Raw genomic sequence first — 2717 nt, forward strand, 5'->3', positions numbered from 1 at the left:
TGTAACCGTTGTACACCTTCCGGAAATAGGCATTAAAGGTAATACACATTTTCCTTTCTCGGATCTGAATAACATTGAGATAGCCGACTTAATGTCGGAATGGCTGAAAGATAAAAAACTGGACTAACAGGTTTTAAGCACATAATGTCCAGTAAAAACAGGACTATCATTCAATGCATTTTCCGTTCAACAAACAAAGAAAAAAACAATTGACATGAAAAAATTAGCAACAATCTTTACAATCATGATCTGTACATCCCTGCAAGCTCAGGTCGCAGATAGAACTGATCCGGATACAAACCCCATTGTTCAGACAAAATCGGGAACCATCCGTGGGACAAAAGATGGGAATGTTAACAGCTTTAAAGGCATTCCGTATGCAGCTCCTCCTGTTGGAGAATTCCGTTGGCGACCGCCTCAACCAGCTCCGATATGGGAAGGAGTACTAGATGCTAGTAAATATGGGGCAAATTGTGCGCAAGCTGGCTGGCCCCGGGGTTCCGGTTCTATTGCGAAGGGTTCATCAGAAGATTGTCTGTATCTAAACATCTGGCAACCATCCGATAGTAAACAAGATGCTCAGTTACCGGTTATGGTCTGGATACATGGTGGAGGTTTCGTAGGCGGAAGTGGTTCCGATGCTACAGTTTCAGGCGAAGAATTTGCCAGGCAAGGTATAATTCTGATAACTTTCAACTATCGGTTAGGACGACTGGGGCATTTTGCTTTTCCGGCTTTAAATGAAGAACACCCCGAAGAGCTTAAAGGAAGTTATGCCTATATGGACCAAATAGCAGCCCTCCAATGGATACAGGATAATATTAAATCCTTTGGTGGCGATCCCAACAATGTTACTATATTTGGAGAATCAGCAGGAGGTGTTTCGGTTCACTCTCTCCTTACAATCCCCCGGGCAAAAGGTCTGTTTCAAAAAGCAATTATCGAATCCGGAGGTGGACGCGATGGAGTACTTACAGGAAGACCTATCAGTAAAGAAAATGCAGATCCTTTCTATCCTGTTTCTGCCGAAACAATCGGAAAAAATTTTGCACGTAAACATGGAATAGATAATACAGACGCAGCTGCACTCGCCAAACTTCGTTCCTTAAGTGTTGAAGAGATTGTAGACGGAGGTATTGAAATTCATGAAGGTCTGCCCATATACGCCGGTCCAATTCTGGACGGTAAATTGGTAACCGAAACTGCTCAAAGTGCATACGAAGAAGGACGGCAGGCACAGGTTCCACTCCTTATTGGGTCAAATAGTGCAGAAGTACCTGCAGGCTTTATCGATGCTAAATCAAAAGAAGAACTTTTCGACCTGTTCGGAGAACATAAAAATGAAGCAATCGCAACGTATGATCCCGAAGGAACCATTGATTTTGCTAAACTGCTCACATTGGTTACGACAGACAAGGTATGGGGTGAACCTGCCAGATTCACAGCAAAGGCCTTTGAAGCCAAAGGTTTGCCTGTATACATTTATCTTTTCTCGTACGTTCCGGCTTCCGTGCAAGACCGTATGCCGCATGGCGCTCCCCATGGATCGGAGATTGCCTATGTGTTTAATAATCTGAAAAGTCGCTGGGGTGTTGATACAGTTACATCCAAAGATCAGGAAGTTGCCAAAATAATGAATACCTATTGGGTAAACTTTGCAAAAAATGGCGATCCCAATGGTTCGGGTCTTCCCCAATGGCCAAGCTATAATTCAAGGAAGGATGAGATTATTGAATTCCAGCGTGATGGATCCACTGTAAACACTCCCTATCCTACTAAAGCTAGATTAGATGTGATTGAGAAGAGTCTTAATAAAAAATAAAAACGAGAATGAATAAAGTATTTATCATCGGATTGCTTACAACAATTCTATTATTTCCACAGTATATGTTTGCTCAAAACAATTCAACGGATCGTATGGCCTTACAGCCCAAAGATCAAAGTATCATCGCTATTTCGGCGCTTACCGCAAAAGGCGATTTAGTGAATTTAAAGCCTGCTTTAAATAAAGGTCTTGAAAGCGGACTAACAATCAACGAAATTAAAGAGGCAATTGTACATCTGTATGCTTATTGCGGATTTCCACGAAGCATAAGAGGTTTGCAGACATTCATGGAGGTGGTTGACGAGCGGAAGGAGAAAGGACTTATAGATGAAACCGGACCAGACATTTCTCCTATTAATAATGAAGCAAGCAAATATGACCGGGGCAAACAAATCCTGGCCGAGCTTACAAAGATGCCGCAAGATGGAAAGCCTGCAGGCTATGCGGCATTTGCACCGGTAATTGAGGTGTTCCTCAAGGAACATTTATTTGCTGATATATTTGAAAGAGATATCCTAACCTACGCGCAACGGGAATTGGTAACCGTATCCGTTATCAGTGCGATAGGCGGAGCAGAACCGATGCTTCGCAGCCATTTGAATATTTGTCTGAATGTAGGATTATCTCCCCAACAATTAAAAGAGTTTGTGGATATCATACAATGTACCCTGGGCGATAAGGAGGGACATGATGCCCGGGCCGTTCTGAATGAAGTACTTAAAGCAAAGAATTTAAATACCAGTGCTCAAGAAGCAGCATGCACACGGCTAGACCAAACGCTTCTATTTCCGAAGGGAGAAAAAATAAAGAATAGTAATTTTACCGGCACAGCCTATCTGCAGATGTTAGTTGAAGCAGACAGCCAGAATAACAATTCCATAGGAAATGTAAC

At 42.5% G+C, this 2717-nt stretch carries 2 protein-coding genes and 1 pseudogene; all 3 read left to right on the forward strand.

Annotated features, from left to right (window positions below; translation table 11 throughout):
• Nucleotides 1-127, forward strand: a pseudogene (locus AB7E53_RS14905) (alpha/beta hydrolase); the annotation flags it as partial.
• A gap of 87 nt (nt 128-214) precedes the next feature.
• Nucleotides 215-1822, forward strand: a complete 1608-nt coding sequence (locus AB7E53_RS14910; RefSeq protein WP_446776591.1) for a carboxylesterase/lipase family protein — start codon at nt 215-217, stop codon at nt 1820-1822.
• 8 nt (nt 1823-1830) lie between these two features.
• Nucleotides 1831-2717 (forward strand): carboxymuconolactone decarboxylase family protein (locus AB7E53_RS14915; RefSeq protein WP_446776593.1); only part of this gene is annotated, 887 nt, incomplete at its 3' end.

The organism is Macellibacteroides sp. (genome assembly GCF_050251695.1).
In the GTDB taxonomy this organism is placed as follows: Bacteria; Bacteroidota; Bacteroidia; order Bacteroidales; family Tannerellaceae; genus Macellibacteroides; species Macellibacteroides fermentans.

Bases quoted from the DNA above. Each gene is read 5' to 3' on its own strand.
- AB7E53_RS14910 (WP_446776591.1), top strand. From the start codon at position 215: ATGAAAAAATTAGCAACAATCTTTACAATCATGATCTGTACATCCCTG.